This is a genomic window from Methylobacterium sp. J-072 (genome assembly GCF_022829425.1).
GTDB lineage: Bacteria > Pseudomonadota > Alphaproteobacteria > Rhizobiales > Beijerinckiaceae > Methylobacterium.
In genome coordinates this window covers 12,847-26,979 of record NZ_JAKSYK010000058.1, presented here as the reverse complement: position 1 = coordinate 26,979, position 14,133 = coordinate 12,847, and the positions used below count along the sequence as shown (strand labels likewise).

Below are 14,133 nucleotides of genomic sequence, written 5' to 3'. Positions count from 1 at the left end.
GGCGGCCTCGGCTTGACGTGAGCGGCGCCGCCCGGTTTCTCGGCGCGATCCATTCAGAAAAGGCCGTGCCGATGCTCCCCTCCCCGATCGCGCTCCGATGACCGGCCGTCGCAACGATGGCCGCCCGGGCGGTCCGCCCCGTTTCGGATCGCGACCCGGCTTCCGGCCCGGCGGCCGTTCTGGGGGACCCGGACCGCGGCCCGAATCCGGCGCAGCCGACGGCTCAGCCGTGCTCTACGGGTGGCACCCGGTGGTTCAGGCCCTGGGCAATGCCGAGCGTGGGCTGCACCGGCTGCTCGCCACCGAGAACGCCGCCGCCCGGCTGACCGAGGAATTCGGCGACGCCCTGCGCATCACCCCCGAGCTGGTGCGGCCGAGCGAGATCGGCCGCCTGCTCGGGCCGGACGCGGTCCACCAGGGCCTCTATCTCGAGGCCGAGCCCCTGCCCGCCCCCGGCCTCGACGACCTGCCGGCCGATGCCCTGCTGCTGGCGCTGGACCAGATCACCGACCCGCACAATGTCGGGGCGATCGTCCGCACGGCCGCGGCCTTCGGGGTCGCCGGCATCGTCACCACGGTGCGGCACGCGCCGGGCGCCACCGGGGTCCTGGCGAAATCCGCCTCGGGCGGCCTGGAGCACGTGCCCTTCGTCACGGTCCGCAACCTGGCCGAGGCGCTGATCGAGCTGGGCGAGCGCGGTTACACCCGGATCGGCCTCGATTCCGACGCGCCGGCGAGCCTCGACACGCTCACCATCGCGCGGCCGCTGGTGATCGTCCTCGGCGCGGAGGGCAAGGGCCTGCGCGAGCGGACCCGGACCTGCTGCGATATCCTGGCCCGGATCCCGTTCTCGGGGGCGATCCGCAGCCTCAACGTCTCGAACGCCGCCGCCATCACCCTCTACGCGCTGGGCCGGCCGCCGACCTGAACCGGGCTCCGATACCCGGCGGAAACAAAATGTTGCCTGCCGAAATCGGATGGTGATCTAGGCAATTCCAGCACCATACCGTAGAAGACAAATAAGAGGGGGGCGTGGGCTGGTAGGCGTGCGCCGGATGCTGGACGATGCTTTTACGTATGGGGGCGGGATCGCCAGCCTGATCGCGGTCGGCATCTGGCTGTGGCTCGCCCGGCGGGCCTTCCCGAGCTTCGAATCCTTCGTGAAGGGCTTTGACGACGAGCTGCATCTCGGCGCCAGCCCGGAAGAACGCGCCCGCACCGCCCGCTGGCATCAGGTCCGGCAGGCGGCCGTGGCGCTGACGGTCGTGGCGGCCCTGTGCCTGTCGATCGGCCTCGCCATCCCCGACTGAGCGGATCAAATCCGGATTCAAAAGGTCTTCGACCTTTTGCGGGTCCAGGGCAGAGCCCTGGTCTCTCAGGGGCTCCGCCCCTGAACCCCGCCAAAGGGCTGAGCCCTTTGGAAACCCTGTTTTTGGCGGTCAGGCAATGGCTCCGGCGATCGCGCCGGCCGTGGTGATCCAGATCCGGTCCCGGTGGGCCGCGATATGGCCGAGCGCCGCCCGCAGCGGCCGCAACCGGTGGGGCTGGCCGACGATGTACGGGTGGAGCGCGATGCCCATCACCAGCGGGGCGGTGGCGGATTGCTCCAGCATCTCGTCGAAGGCGTCGACGATCGCGTCGGCGAACTGGCGGCCGGTCTCCTTGCGGGCGACGATCGCCGGGATGTCGTTCAGCTCCTGCGGATAGGGCACGGCCAGGATTCGGCCGCCGCCTCGGGTCGCCATCCAGGTCGGCTGGTCGTCGTGGCACCAGTCGAGCAGGTAGCGGTAGCCGGCCTCGGCCAGCAGGTCGGGCGTGACCCGCGATTGCGAGATCCAGGGCCCGAGCCAGCCGGCCGGCGCCCGGCCCTCCTCCCGGGTCAGGATCGCGGTGGCCTCCGCGATCAGGGCGCGCTCCTCCGCCTCGGACAGGGTCCCCTGCCGCTCGGCATTGGTGCGGCCGTGGCCGACGATCTCGTCGCCCCGCGCCCGGAACGCCTCGATCAGGCCCGGGCAGTCCCGGTAGAGCCGGCTGTTAACCAGCACGCTCGCGGGCAGGCCGAGGCCGTCGAGGGCGTCCCGCAGCCGCCAGGCCCCGACCCGGTTGCCCCAGTCGCGCCAGGCGTAATTGAGCACGTCGGGCTGCGGCCCGCCCGGGGCCAGCTCCGCCCCGAGCCCCGACCCGAAATCGAAGGTCTCGAGGTTGAGCCCGACATAGACCGCGAGCCGCTTAGCCCCGGGCCAGTCATAGACCGGCCGGTCCGGAAGGGCGCTGTAGCGGTAGCGGCCGTGCTGCGCGGCCGAGGGAGCATCATCCATCGCGGGTCCAGTGTCCGGGGGCGCCCGGGCAGATAGGCCGGATCCGGGCCGCCGCCATGCCTGTCCGCCGTCACGCCTGTTCCGACGGGCGGCCCTGCTGTACCGGGTCGGAAACGGGATCGCGGGCGCCGCGGTCCGGGTGTCGAGGAAGGATCCGCCGTGCCGCTGGCCGACACATCTCAGGGGGACGCGCGACCGGTCGTCTCGGACATCGCCGCGCGCCTCGAACGGCTGCCGATGTCGCGCTACCAGCGCAAGATCTTCGCGGTCATCGCCTCGGCGTGGCTGGTCGATCAGATCGACGTGGCGCTCCTGACCTTCCTGCTCGGCTCGATCGTGGTGGCGTTCGGGTTGAGCCCCACGGAGGCCGGCCAGCTCGCCGCCATGACCTTCGCGGGCCAGCTCGTTGGCAACATCGTCGCCGGCACCGCCTCCGACCGGTTCGGCCGCAAGGCCGTGTTCCAGGTGACCATGGTGGTCTGGGGCCTGGCGAGCCTCGCGGCGGCGACCGCCTGGAGCCTGCCCGTGCTGATGGCCTGCCGGTTCCTGATCGGGGCTGGCGTCGGCGGTGAGGCGCCGGTGGCGCAGGCGATGGTCTCGGAGATCGTCCCGGCCCCCGTGCGCGGCAAATACATCGCGATCCTGGAGGGGTTCTGGGCGGTGGGCTACGTCCTGTCGGGGGCGATCAGCTTCTTCGTGCTGCCCTATCTCGGCTGGCGCTGGGCCTTCGTGGTGGTCGGCCTGCTGTCGCTGGTGGTGCTCGCGGTGCGCCGGAACATGCCCGAATCGCCCCGCTGGCTCGCCGAAGCCGGGCGCCACGCGGAGGCCGAGGCGGTGATGGCCACGATGGAGCGGGCCGTCGAGCGTGCCACCGGCCGGCCCCTGCCCCCGGTCACCCCGCAGATCGCCGCCGCGGTGGCGGAGACGGCTCCCGCCCCCCGGCTGAGCGCCGTGGCGACCCTGTTCGCGCCGGCCTACCGGATGCGCACCGTGATGGCCTTCGGGCTGTGGTTCTTCGCGCTGATCGGCTTCTTCGGGCTCAATTCCTGGATCGCGGTGCTGCTCAAGGAGCGCGGCTTCTCGATCGTCGGCTCGGTGGGCTTCGTGACCCTGATCACCCTGGGCGGCATCCCTGGCTTCGCCACCGCGGCCGTGTTGCTCGAGCGGATCGGCCGCAAGCCGACCACGGCGCTGTTCCTGATCTGCGCGGCCGCGGCCGCCTGGCTGTACGGCAACGCCGCCGGCGAGACCTGGCTGTTCGTGTCCGGTTTCGTGATGCAGTTCTTCATGTTCGGCATGTGGAGCTGCCTCTACGCCTACACGCCGGAACTGTACCCGACCCGGGCGCGGGCCACGGGGGCCGGCTTCGCCTCGGCCTTCGGGCGGATCGGCGCCATCCTGGGACCGATGATCGTGCCGGTGCTGGTGCGGGATTACGGGCCGGCCACCGCCTTCCAGGTCGGAGCGGGCGGGTTTCTGATCGCTGCCCTGCTGGTTCTCACTCTCGGGGTCGAGACCCGCGGCAAGGTGCTGGAGGCGGTCTCGCATTGAGCGGACGAGCCGCCGAGTCTTCCAGGCGAGTCTTGCAGGGCGCTGCCCTGCACCCGCACAAGGTCTCGACCTTGTGAATCCTTGATCTGATTCAGCGATCGAGGTTCAAGCCCATACCTTGCTCACATCACAAACGTGGAGTCCCCAAAAATGCCCGTCGTGGACATGCGCAGCCGTCCGACCTTCCTGCACAAATTCTTCGGCGCCGAGCCCGACACGCCGGAATTCGGCGTCGCGCGCTGGCTGAACGCGCGGGTCGGCAGCCGTGAGGTCGAGCACTTCACCCGGGGCGCCACGATCGAGGGGTTCTGCGCCGAGATGGACGGGGCCGGGATCGACGTCGCCGTGATGGTCGCCCGCTCGGTGCCGGGGGTCCGGATCTCGAACGATGCCCTCGCGCAGGCCGCCGGGCATGACCCGAAGCGGCTGATCGGCATCGCCTCGGTGGACCCGGTGAAGCTCGGCCGCAAGGCGGCGGTCGCCGAGGCCAAGCGCGCCGTGACCGAGCTCGGCTTCAAGGGGATCAACCTCGATGCCGGCTTCTACCGCGAGGGTATGCGGGCCGACGACGAGCGGCTGATGCCGCTCTACGAGCTGTGCGAGAAACTCGCGGTGCCGGCCTTCGTGATGTCCGGCCCGACCACCCCGGACCTGCGCCTCAACGATCCCCTGGCGGTGGACCGGGTCGCCAAGACCTTCCCGAAGCTGCCGATCGTGTGCTGCCACGGGTTCTACCCGCATGTCGCCGAGATGGTGACGGTCGCCTTCCGCAATGAGAACGTGTTCGTCTCCCCGGACATGTACACGTTCGCCCCCGGCGGCGGCCTCTACGTGGAGGCGGCGAACGGCTTCATGAAGGACCAGTTCCTGTTCGGCTCCTCGTTCCCGTTCCGGCCGATGCGCCAGGGCGTCGAGGATTTTCGCGCGCTGGGCCTCTCGGAGGACGCCCTGGACGCCGCCCTGTGGCGCAACGCCAACCGCCTGCTCAACCTCGGCCTCTCCTAGGCCCAGTCCTGAGATCCCAAAGGGCTCAGCCCTTTGGCGGGGTTCAGGGGCGGAGCCCTTGAAAACAGCGGGCTCCGCCCGCACCCGCACAAGGTCTCGGACCTTTTGAATCCGGGACTTTGCTGTCAGGCGGCGCGCACGTTGGCCAAAAAATCGCCGACGGCGCCGCGCAGGGCGCTGGCCTGCCGGGCCAGGTTGCTGGCGGCGTCCAGCACCTGGGACGAGCCGTGGCTGGCCATATCGGCCGCATCGCCCACGCCGGCGATGTGGCCCGAGACCGCCCGGGTATCCTGCGAGGTCTGGCCGGTGGTGCGGGCGATCTCGGCGGTGGCCGCGCCCTGCTGCTCGACCATGGCGGCGATCTCGGCCCCGATCCGGGCGAGGTTGCGGATCACCTCGGTGATGCCGCCGATCGACCGGACCGAGGCCTCGGTGGACCCGGTGATCTCGGAGACCTTAGCGGCGATCTCTTCGGTGGCCTTCGCGGTCTGGCCGGCGAGGTTCTTGACCTCGGCGGCGACCACCGCGAAGCCGCGGCCGGCTTCCCCGGCTCGGGCCGCCTCGATCGTGGCGTTCAGCGCCAGCAGGTTGGTCTGGCCGGCGATGTCCGAGATCATCGCGACGATCTCCCCGATGCTGCCGGCGGCCTGGGCGAGGCGGCGGACCTCCCCGGCCATGCCGTCCGCATCCCGGGTCGCGGAGGCCGCGAGGTCGGCCGAGGCCCCGACCTGCACGCCGATCTCCCGGACCGAGGCCGTCAGTTCCTCGGTGGCTGCCGCCACCGTGTCGGCCGAGCGGGCGGCCGAATCTGCGGCGCCGGCCACCGCCCGGCTGAGGTCGGTGGTGTCCTGCGCGGCCCGGGCCATGCCGTGGGCGGAGGCCTCCAGTTGCTCGGCCGCCGCCGAGACCGCCTCGACGATGCCGCCGACCTGGTGCTCGAAGCTGTCGGCGAGGCTCAGGGCGGCCGTGCGCTGCGCGGCGGCGGTCTCGGCGGCGAGCCGCTGCTGCGCGGCGCGGGCGAGCCGGCGCTCCGCGACGCTGTCGCGGAACGTCACCGCGGCGGCAGCGATCGCCTGCACCTCGCGCGCGCCTCCGGCGGGGATCGTCAGGTCGGCGCCCGGCTCGTCGTGTCCCTCGCCCCGGCCGATCGCCGTCAGCACCCGGGCCATCCGGACCAGGGGCCGCGCGATGGCCGTGCCCAGCCAGAAGGCGAAGCCGACCGAGAGCGCGAACAGGGCGAGCCCGCCCGCGATCCAGGCCGTCAGCATCCGGTCGGCCCGGGCCCGCACCGCGCCGGCGGCGGAGACCAGGTCGGCGGTCAGGCGGTCCTCGACGCCCTTCAGGGCGTCGATGCGCTGGGTGGCGAGCCGGAACCAGGCCGGCGCGTCCCGGAAGGCGGGACTCGTGCCCGGCATCGTCTCCTGCGCGGCCTTGCGCAGGCGCGCCACCTCCCGGGCCGGCTCGGTGGCCTCGGCCGCGTCCAGCAATCCGGCCTGCCCGTCGGTGGCCCCGGCCCGGAACAGGGCGCCGTAGGTCGCCTGATCGGCCGAGAGCGTGGTGAGCCGGCGCGCGGCGGGCAGGTCCAGGGTGCCGGAGGCGAACACCGCCGAGGCGGCGGCCCGCTCCTGGCCGGCGGCCTCCTTCAGCGCCAGGAACGCCGCGTAGGCGTTCGCCCGGGCCGCGAGGCCGGCCTCGTCGATCACCCCGCCCATCGCCCGGACCAGGCCCAGCCCCTCGCCGATCAGGCCGGTATAGAACGTCACCGCCTGCGGCGCGCTCAGGCCGAGGGCGTCGACCTCCCGGCGCTGGGCCGCGAGCCCGGCGAGCGCCTTCGCGAATCCCTCGGCCCGCGCCGCGAAGGCGGGGCCGAAGCCGGTCGCGGCTGCCATCGCCTCGGGCAGCCCGGCCAAAGCCGCGTCGGTGCGGCTGCGCTGGGCCGCGAGTTCCGGCCCGAACTGCGCCCCCTTGGCGCCCAGGAACAGGCTGGAGGCACCGCGCTCGCGCTGGCCCTCGTGGACGAAGGCGCTGATCCGCGAGGCGAGGCCGACCAGGGTCTCGACTCGGTCCATCTCGGCGCGCCGCGCCCATTGGTCGGACACCGCCCAGCCGGCCGCGCCCGCGAAGGCGAGGCAGGGCGCAAGCGCCACCGCGAGGATGCGGGCGCGGAGCGAGGAGAGGACGGCCATCGGGATCCAGAACGGTTCAGGGTTAACCGGACTCATCCCGCACGGATATAAAAACACCGTTACGGTGCAGGGCCTTGCCGCTTCGTGCGATGCACAATCAGGCGGCAGTCCGAACCGGATCTGCCGTATCCGCCTGCAGGTCGGCCCCGAGCTCGGCATGCAAATCGCCCCACGCCTTCAGCGCGTGGATGATCGGCTCCAGGGAGCGCCCGCGCTCGGTCAGGCTGTACTCCACCTTCGGGGGCACCTCGGCGTAGACCTTCCGCGCGATCAGGCCGTCCGCCTCCATCTCGCGCAGCTGGTTCGTGAGCATGCGCTGGGTCACGCTCGCCAGCCGCCGCCGAATCGCGTTGAAGCGCAGGGTCCCTTCCAGCAGGTGGTAGAGGATCACCCCCTTCCACTTGCCGTCGATGAGCCGGAGGGTCGCCTCGACGGCGCAGCCGGGGCTGCACGTGCCGCGATGATGTCGGGTGCGGGGCATGACGAGATCCTCGACGGTATCATTCTTGGCACTAGTGGCGTTTTATGTGCGTACTTGCGTGCCGTGAAGGCGGGCGGCATCTCCTGGCGGGTCAGCCGGAGGAGATTGCGATGCGCGCCGTCGGGTACAGAAAATCCCTGCCGATCACCGAGTCCGAGGCCCTGGTCGATTGCGACCTGCCCCAGCCCGAGCCCGGACCCCGCGACCTCTTGGTGAAGGTCGAGGCGATCTCGGTGAACCCGGTCGACACCAAGGTCCGCCTGCGGGCCGAGCCCGAGGCGGGCGGGGTCAAGGTGCTGGGCTGGGACGCCGCCGGCACCGTGGTCGCCAAGGGCGGGCAGGCCGAGGGGTTTTCCGTCGGCGATGCGGTGTTCTACGCGGGCGACCTCACCCGGCCGGGGACCAACGCGGAGTACCATTGCGTCGACGCGCGCATCGTCGGGCACAAGCCCACCAGCCTCGACTGGGCGCAGGCCGCCGCCCTGCCGCTCACCGCGATCACCGCCTGGGAGGCCCTGTTCGACCGGCTCGATACCGTCAAGCCGGTGCCGGGCGCCGCCTCGGCGATCCTGATCGTCGGCGGGGCGGGCGGTGTCGGCTCGGTGGCGATCCAGCTCGCCCGGCAGCTCACCGACCTGACCGTGATCGCCACCGCGTCCCGGCCCGAGACCGCCTCCTGGTGCCGGGATCTCGGCGCCCATCACGTGGTCGACCATGCCAGGCCGCTGGCCGCCGAGGTGGCGGCCCTGGGCCTCGGCGCACCGGGCCTCGTGTTCTCGACCACCAACACCGACGCGCACTTGGCCGAGATCGCCGAGCTGATCGCCCCGCAGGGCCGGTTCGCCCTGATCGACGACCCCGCGCAGCTCGACGTGGCCCTGCTCAAGCGCAAGAGCCTGTCGCTGCACTGGGAGTTCATGTTCACCCGCTCGATGTTCGGCACGTCCGACATCGGCGCCCAGGGCGCGCTCCTCGACGAGGTCGCCCGGCTTGTGGATGCAGGGCGCCTGCGCACCACCCTGGGTGAGCATTACGGGCGGATCGACGCCCAGAACCTGCGGCGGGCCCACGCGCTGATCGAGAGCGGGCGCGCCAAGGGCAAGATCGTGCTCGAAGGCTTTTCGCAGTGAGGCGGGCGCCATGACCGAGACCGGCACCGGCCTCTTCGACGTATTGGCGCTGGCGGCGGCCTTGCCCGACAGCGCGCAGACGCTCCTGGTCGACACCTATCTGACCGACCGGGCGGCGGCGAGCGCCCGGGTGTTCCGGGTCTATCGCCCGACGCCGCCGCACTACCACGCCACCTGCGACGAGTACCTCTACTGCCTGTCGGGACGCGGCACCGTCTGGCTGGGCGACCCCGCGAACCTCACCACGTTCGGCCCCGGCCAGCTGCTGTTCTTCGAGAAGGGCACGGTGCACGCGATGCCGGAGATCGCGCCGGACGAGCCGGTGACGTTCCTGTCGATCGACACCCCGCGGCGGGCGCCCACCGACATCGTGTTCGTGGACCCGGCGGACGGCTCACCCGCCACCTTCATGGCTCGCAACGCCGACGCGTGAAGTCCCGGATTCAAAAGGTCCGTGACCTTTTGCGGGTGCAGGGCAGCGCCCTGCAGGTCTCAAGGGCTCCGCCCCTGAACCCCGCCAAAGGGCCGCAGGCCCTTTGGAAACCCAGTCCTCCCGGTCGTGAAACGACAGGCCTCTGAGGAGCGGTTGCCGGCGTACGCGTTTCGTTCTAGCAAGGGCGTCGCATGACGGGCCTGCGTCCCGCCGGCCCACCTTGCCGTCGACCGCTCCGGGCTCGACATGAGCGGGTGCGGCGGCTGACCCGCGCGCAAGCCAGCCCGACCGTGTCGACGCCTCGAAAGACCGCCGCCCTCATGGCCAAAGCCCAAGCCGGAACCCGAGTCGGACCCCAAGTCGGCGCCGGCAAAGCCGCCCCCAAACCCTCTCCCGTAAAGGCGCCTTCGCCCAAGACGCCCGCCAAGGCGGCGGCTGTCGAGGCGGTGCCGGCCAAGCCCGCGCGTAAGAAGGCCGAGGCACCCGCATCCGCCCGCAAGGCTGCACAGACGGGCGCCGGACGCCACGAAGCCGCCACCGACGCCAAGCTGGAGGCGCTGTTCGACGCCGCGCAGCCGGCCGCCGCCGACCGGCGGGTGATCACGGTCCGGGGCGCCCGGGAGCACAATCTCAAGAACGTCGACCTGACGATCCCCCGGGACAAGCTCGTGGTGTTCACCGGGCTGTCGGGCTCGGGCAAGTCGTCGCTCGCCTTCGACACGATCTACGCCGAGGGGCAGCGCCGCTACGTCGAGTCGCTCTCGGCCTATGCCCGCCAGTTCCTGGAGATGATGTCCAAGCCCGATGTCGATCAGATCGACGGGCTCTCGCCGGCCATCTCCATCGAGCAGAAGACCACCTCCAAGAATCCCCGCTCCACCGTCGGGACGGTGACCGAGATCTACGACTACATGCGCCTGCTCTGGGCGCGGGTCGGCATCCCCTACTCCCCGGCCACCGGCCTGCCGATCGAGAGCCAGACCGTCCAGCAGATGGTCGACCGGGTGCTGGAGCTGCCGGAGAAGAGCCGGCTGTACCTGCTGGCTCCGGTGGTCCGTGGGCGAAAAGGTGAATACCGAAAAGAGATCGCCGAATATCAAAAAAAAGGATTTCAGCGGCTGCGGATCGACGGCGAGTATTACGCGATCGACGACGCGCCCAAGCTCGACAAGAAGTTCAAGCACGACATCGACGTGGTGGTCGACCGGATCGTGGTGCGGGCCGATATCGCGGCGCGGCTGGCCGATTCGTTCGAGACAGCCCTGGAGCTCGCCGACGGCATCAGCGAGATCGTGTTCGCGGACGCCCCCGAGGGCGAGGAGCCGCGGACGATCACGTTCTCGTCCCGCTTCGCCTGCCCGGTCTCGGGCTTCACCATCGCGGAGATCGAGCCCCGGCTGTTCTCGTTCAACAACCCGTTCGGCGCCTGCCCGACCTGCGGCGGCATCGGCCACGAGATGCGGATCGACCCCGAACTGGTGATCTCGGACCCCGCGCTCAGCCTGAAGCGCGGCGCGGTCGGCCCCTGGGCGAAATCGACCTCGCCGTATTACGGCCAGACGCTCGACGCGCTGGCGGAGCATTACGGCTTCAAGACCAGCGTGCCTTGGCAGAGCCTGCCGGAGGCGGCCCGCGCCGTGGTCCTGTACGGCTCCGGCAAGCAGGCGATCCGCTTTGCCTACGACGATGGCCTGCGCAAATACGCGGTCAACAAGCCGTTCGAGGGCGTGATCCCGAACCTGGAGCGCCGCTACAAGGAGAGCGACTCGGACGCCGTCCGGGAAGAAATCGGCCGCTTCATGAGCGAGACGCCCTGCGCCTCCTGCGGCGGCAAGCGGCTGAAGCCCGAGGCGCTCGCCGTGAAGGTCGCCATGGCCGATATCGGCGACGTCACCGCGCTCTCGGTCTCCGAAGCCCATCGCTGGTTCTCGGGGCTGCACGAGAAGCTGACACCCAAGCAGAACGAGATCGCGGTCCGGATCCTCAAGGAGATCCGCGACCGGCTCAGCTTCCTGGTGGATGTCGGCCTCGAATACCTGACCCTCGCCCGCGGCTCCGGCTCCCTGTCGGGGGGTGAGAGCCAGCGCATCCGGCTGGCCTCGCAGATCGGCTCCGGGCTCACCGGCGTGCTCTACGTGCTGGACGAGCCCTCGATCGGCCTGCACCAGCGCGACAACGAGCGGCTGCTCGGCACGCTCAAACGCCTGCGCGACCTCGGCAATTCGGTGATCGTGGTCGAGCACGACGAGGACGCGATCCTGCAGGCCGATTACGTGGTCGATGTCGGTCCGGGCGCGGGCATCCATGGCGGCGAGATCATCGCCCAGGGCACCCCCGCCGAGGTGCTGGCCAACCCGGCCTCGCTCACGGCCAAGTACCTCACCGGGCAGATGTCGGTCCGCACCCCCGCCGCGCGTCGAAAGAGCCGGAAGGGCAAGCTCGGCGTGTTCGGCGCCCGGGGCAACAACCTCAAGGACGTGGATATCGAGGTGCCGCTCGGCACCTTCACGTGCATCACCGGCGTCTCGGGCGGCGGGAAATCCACCCTGGTGATCGACACCCTGTACAAGGCCGTCGCGAAAAAACTGAACGGGGCGCTGGAGCACCCGGCCCCGTACGACCGCCTCGAAGGCCTGGAGCATCTCGACAAGGTCATCGACATCGACCAGTCGCCGATCGGCCGTACGCCGCGCTCGAACCCGGCCACCTATATCGGCGCGTTCACGCCGATCCGGGACTGGTTCGCGGGCCTGCCCGAGGCCAAGGCGCGCGGCTACCAGCCGGGGCGCTTCTCGTTCAACGTGAAGGGTGGGCGCTGCGAGGCCTGCTCGGGCGACGGCGTCATCAAGATCGAGATGCACTTCCTGCCGGACGTCTACGTCACCTGCGACGTGTGCAAGGGCAAGCGCTACGACCGCGAGACCCTGGAGGTGAAGTACCGCGGCAAGTCCATCGCCGACGTGCTCGATTCCACCGTCGAGGAGGCGGCCGAGCTGTTCAAGGCGGTGCCGGCGATCCGCGAGAAGCTCGAGACCCTCAAGCGGGTCGGCCTGCACTACGTCCATGTCGGCCAGCAGGCGACAACCCTGTCGGGGGGCGAGGCGCAGCGGGTGAAGCTCTCCAAGGAGCTGTCGAAGCGCGCCACCGGGCGCACCCTCTACATCCTCGACGAGCCGACCACCGGCCTGCACTTCCACGACGTCGCCAAGCTCATGGAAGTGCTCCACGAGCTCGTGGACCAGGGCAACACCGTAGTGGTGATCGAGCACAACCTGGAAGTGATCAAGACCGCCGACTGGGTGATCGACATGGGTCCCGAGGGCGGCGATGGCGGCGGCCGGGTCGTGGCGCTCGGCACCCCGGAGGAGATCGCCCGCTCGAAGGCGAGCCATACCGGCCGGTTCCTGCGCGAGGTCCTGGCAAGGCGCCCCGCCCCGCAGACCGGCCGCCGCAGCGCCGCCGAATAGGCGCCGATGCGAGCTGGATCGGCAGATTCTGCCGGGTGACGGCTCGAATCTCGGCTGAAACGAGTCGCCGCGACCCGTGATTCGGGCCGCGACGGTCGGTTCGGACTGGTTCCGGACCGTCCGGAGCGGACATCCCGGGCCCCGCGCCCCGGGTCGGCCGCTGCCCGTTCACCCGCCCCTGCTTGCCGGATTCTCCCGCCGATGCCGTCGGCAACAGCTTGACCGTTCAACGATATTTTGCCGGCCAGGGCCCCTATATTCAATTCTGGGGACTGTGTTGCATCGCCGCAAAAATGCGTCTTTTGCGCAACGGTTCAGCCGGTTTTGCCGCTTCGACCAGCATTCCACTGTCATTCCGCAGGTCTCTGTAGAATAGTCAGCAGCGTTGAGACGGGCGGGCTCCGTGGGGGCGCTCGGCACACCGGAAGTCGGCAGCCGCCAATGGCGAGCAGACCGGCAGGGTAGTGCCGAATGCGGGACGGATGCCTTGAGACCTTGGGAAGGATCGAAACAATGATGAAGAACTGGCTCGCGGCCGGCGCGGTCGCGCTCACGGTCGGCATGACCTCGACGATCGCGCAGGCGCAGACCACGACGGTTCCGGGCGAGCAGGTAGGCCTCGCCATCGGCGCGCCGCTGCCCGAGGGCGTTTACGCGATCAACACCTTCACGTTCCGCCGCACCGACGGCCGGAACGATCCCGATACGGCCGTCAACGTCCCGGTGCTGGTCTGGTCGACCCCGCTGGTGCCGTTCGGCGGCCGCGTCGAACTGCTCGTGGCGCCCCCGACCGTGTTCGCGTTCACCCGCAACCCGGCGGGCGTGCGCAATAAGGACATCTCGATCAACGTCGGTACCTTCGTCGGCGGCATCTGGGCGTTCGACCTGGGCAACAACTTCGGCGTCAGCTTGCTCGGCGGCGCATACCTGAACGACCTCAACGGCGACCGCGGCTCGATCATCACGCCGCAGGGCACGACCGCCACCCCGGTTCTGGGTCAGCTCTCCTCCAACACCTACCGCTTCGGCGTGGCCGGCAGCTACACCGGTGACGGCTGGAACATCACCGGCAACCTGACCGCCAACATCTACGACTCGCCCGGCCGCTTCCCCGGCCAGGTCGGCGCTGCGATCGGCCCGCTCCGCATTTCGGACTCCCTGAACTTCGACATCACCGCGACGAAGAAGTTCGGCAACTTCGAGATCGGCCCGGTCGCCTACGGCACCTACAACTTCGACATCAGCCAGACCAGCTTGGCAGCCAACAACCGCGGCCGGTTCGCCGTCGGCGGCCTGATCGGCTACGACTTCAAGGTCTTCACCGTGCAGGCCTACGTCGCCCGCGACGTGGTCACCGGCGCGCAGATCGCCGCGACGCCGTTCAGCCGCGCCCGCAGCGACTACTCCACGGACGGCTGGCTCCGCCTGATCGTGCCGCTGTACTCCCCGGCCCCCGCCGCACCGGCCCCGGTGGCCCTGGTCCGCAAGTACTGATCGACCCGAGATCCGGGTCTCCCGCCGCGCAGGCGGTGGGAGACCCGGATCTCCGCCATCCCGTCCGC

11 protein-coding genes are annotated in these 14,133 nt (G+C 70.4%); 8 read left to right on the top strand and 3 right to left on the bottom strand.

Annotated elements, in window-relative coordinates:
• The first annotated feature begins 97 nt into the window (after nucleotides 1-97).
• A complete protein-coding gene (locus MKK67_RS05835; protein ID WP_243962753.1) occupies nucleotides 98-928 on the top strand; it encodes a TrmH family RNA methyltransferase in 831 nt (276 codons plus the stop codon).
• Between the two features lie 127 nt (nucleotides 929-1,055).
• Entirely contained in the window at nucleotides 1,056-1,310 is a 255-nt protein-coding gene (locus MKK67_RS05830) for a hypothetical protein (RefSeq protein ID WP_243962752.1), read from the top strand.
• Between the two features lie 129 nt (nucleotides 1,311-1,439).
• Here MKK67_RS05830 and MKK67_RS05825 read toward each other — a convergent pair whose 3' ends face one another.
• Nucleotides 1,440-2,318: a polysaccharide deacetylase family protein gene (locus MKK67_RS05825; protein ID WP_243962751.1), complete on the bottom strand. Its 879-nt coding sequence runs from the start codon at nucleotides 2,316-2,318 to the stop codon at nucleotides 1,440-1,442.
• A 159-nt stretch (nucleotides 2,319-2,477) separates the two neighbouring features.
• Here MKK67_RS05825 and MKK67_RS05820 point away from each other — a divergent pair, with 159 nt between their 5' ends.
• Both MKK67_RS05820 and MKK67_RS05815 read left to right on the top strand, forming a co-directional pair.
• On the top strand, nucleotides 2,478-3,869 hold the full coding sequence (locus MKK67_RS05820; protein WP_243962750.1) for an MFS transporter: 1,392 nt from the start codon (nucleotides 2,478-2,480) through the stop codon (nucleotides 3,867-3,869).
• A 150-nt stretch (nucleotides 3,870-4,019) separates the two neighbouring features.
• Nucleotides 4,020-4,874 (top strand): amidohydrolase family protein, encoded by an 855-nt coding sequence (locus MKK67_RS05815; protein WP_243962749.1) that lies wholly within the window; start codon nucleotides 4,020-4,022, stop codon nucleotides 4,872-4,874.
• A 125-nt stretch (nucleotides 4,875-4,999) separates the two neighbouring features.
• Here the strand turns inward: MKK67_RS05815 and MKK67_RS05810 are convergent, their stop codons facing one another.
• Nucleotides 5,000-7,060, bottom strand: a complete 2,061-nt coding sequence (locus MKK67_RS05810; protein ID WP_243962748.1) for a methyl-accepting chemotaxis protein — start codon at nucleotides 7,058-7,060, stop codon at nucleotides 5,000-5,002.
• Nucleotides 7,061-7,157: 97 nt separating this feature from the next.
• Nucleotides 7,158-7,541 carry a winged helix-turn-helix transcriptional regulator gene (locus tag MKK67_RS05805; RefSeq protein WP_243962747.1) on the bottom strand — a complete coding sequence of 128 codons (384 nt, stop codon included), beginning with the start codon at nucleotides 7,539-7,541 and terminating at the stop codon, nucleotides 7,158-7,160.
• Nucleotides 7,542-7,651: 110 nt separating this feature from the next.
• Between MKK67_RS05805 and MKK67_RS05800 the strand changes: the two genes are divergently transcribed.
• The 4 genes from MKK67_RS05800 to MKK67_RS05785 all read left to right on the top strand — a co-directional run bounded on the left by MKK67_RS05800 (nucleotide 7,652) and on the right by MKK67_RS05785 (nucleotide 14,065).
• Nucleotides 7,652-8,671: a zinc-binding alcohol dehydrogenase family protein gene (locus MKK67_RS05800; RefSeq protein ID WP_243962745.1), complete on the top strand. Its 1,020-nt coding sequence runs from the start codon at nucleotides 7,652-7,654 to the stop codon at nucleotides 8,669-8,671.
• 10 nt (nucleotides 8,672-8,681) lie between these two features.
• Nucleotides 8,682-9,104: a cupin domain-containing protein gene (locus MKK67_RS05795; protein ID WP_243962743.1), complete on the top strand. Its 423-nt coding sequence runs from the start codon at nucleotides 8,682-8,684 to the stop codon at nucleotides 9,102-9,104.
• Between the two features lie 320 nt (nucleotides 9,105-9,424).
• Nucleotides 9,425-12,571, top strand: a complete 3,147-nt coding sequence (uvrA, locus tag MKK67_RS05790) for an excinuclease ABC subunit UvrA (RefSeq protein WP_243962742.1) — start codon at nucleotides 9,425-9,427, stop codon at nucleotides 12,569-12,571.
• A 513-nt stretch (nucleotides 12,572-13,084) separates the two neighbouring features.
• Entirely contained in the window at nucleotides 13,085-14,065 is a 981-nt protein-coding gene (locus tag MKK67_RS05785) for a transporter (RefSeq protein ID WP_243962741.1), read from the top strand.
• The last annotated feature ends 68 nt before the right edge of the window (nucleotides 14,066-14,133 follow it).

Excerpts from the sequence above, each read along its gene's own strand:
- MKK67_RS05835 (WP_243962753.1), top strand. The coding sequence starts at position 98 with ATGACCGGCCGTCGCAACGATGGCCGCCCGGGCGGTCCGCCCCGTTTC.
- MKK67_RS05830 (WP_243962752.1), top strand. The coding sequence starts at position 1,056 with ATGCTGGACGATGCTTTTACGTATGGGGGCGGGATCGCCAGCCTGATC.
- MKK67_RS05825 (WP_243962751.1), bottom strand. The coding sequence starts at position 2,318 with ATGGATGATGCTCCCTCGGCCGCGCAGCACGGCCGCTACCGCTACAGC.
- MKK67_RS05815 (WP_243962749.1), top strand. The coding sequence starts at position 4,020 with ATGCCCGTCGTGGACATGCGCAGCCGTCCGACCTTCCTGCACAAATTC.
- MKK67_RS05810 (WP_243962748.1), bottom strand. The coding sequence starts at position 7,060 with ATGGCCGTCCTCTCCTCGCTCCGCGCCCGCATCCTCGCGGTGGCGCTT.
- MKK67_RS05805 (WP_243962747.1), bottom strand. The coding sequence starts at position 7,541 with ATGCCCCGCACCCGACATCATCGCGGCACGTGCAGCCCCGGCTGCGCC.
- MKK67_RS05800 (WP_243962745.1), top strand. The coding sequence starts at position 7,652 with ATGCGCGCCGTCGGGTACAGAAAATCCCTGCCGATCACCGAGTCCGAG.
- MKK67_RS05795 (WP_243962743.1), top strand. The coding sequence starts at position 8,682 with ATGACCGAGACCGGCACCGGCCTCTTCGACGTATTGGCGCTGGCGGCG.
- uvrA (WP_243962742.1), top strand. The coding sequence starts at position 9,425 with ATGGCCAAAGCCCAAGCCGGAACCCGAGTCGGACCCCAAGTCGGCGCC.
- MKK67_RS05785 (WP_243962741.1), top strand. The coding sequence starts at position 13,085 with ATGATGAAGAACTGGCTCGCGGCCGGCGCGGTCGCGCTCACGGTCGGC.